The organism is Terrabacter terrae, from assembly GCF_039529575.1.
GTDB lineage: Bacteria > Actinomycetota > Actinomycetes > Actinomycetales > Dermatophilaceae > Terrabacter > Terrabacter terrae.
The window spans coordinates 1-644 of sequence record NZ_BAAANB010000160.1 but is presented as its reverse complement, the minus strand read 5'-3'; the positions used below and the strand labels follow the sequence as shown (position 1 = coordinate 644).

Below are 644 nucleotides of genomic sequence, written 5' to 3'. Positions count from 1 at the left end.
GTTCGGCTTCGACGACCCGCGTGCCGCGACGGCTCTCGGCAAGCTGCGTGAGATGTGGGACGCCAAGGTCCTGCTCCTCGGCGCGCCCAAGGACTGGTTCGACCCGTCAGCCCTGGTGTCCGGGCTCACGGCCATGCAGTTCACCGGTCTGTGGACCTTCCCCGACATCAAGAAGGGCCTCGGCGACGACTTCGGCGTCATGGCCTGGCCGGCCCTCGACAGCAGCGGCAAGGCCTCGGTGCCCGTCGGCGCCTACGGCTCGTGCGTCAGCGCCAAGAGCAAGGACGTCGACGCGGCCAAGAAGTTCGTCAAGTGGCTGTGGATCGACCAGACCCAGGACCAGCTCGACTTCGCGACGTCCTACGGCTTCCACATCCCGGCGCGCACGAGCCTCATCAGCCAGGCGGACAGCCTCAAGAGCGGCCAGGCGGCCGAGGCGGCCAAGCTCGCCACCGATGTCGGCCACGCGCAGAGCCCGATCCTGTGGACGCCGAAGTGCGCCACGGCGTTCGGTGACGCGATGAACCGCATCGTCAAGGAGGGTGCCGACCCGGCCGGCGAGATCGCCAAGGTCAAGGCCGTCGCCGAGCCCGAGCTGAAGCGGGTCCAGGCCTGACAGCGCAGGCCGACCCGGCGGCATACGA

At 69.3% G+C, this 644-nt stretch carries 1 protein-coding gene; it reads left to right on the top strand.

Annotated features, from left to right (window positions below; all coding sequences use genetic code 11):
• Positions 1-616 (top strand): extracellular solute-binding protein (locus tag ABD194_RS20285; protein ID WP_343994882.1); only part of this gene is annotated, 616 nt, incomplete at its 5' end.
• Positions 617-644 lie beyond the last annotated feature (28 nt).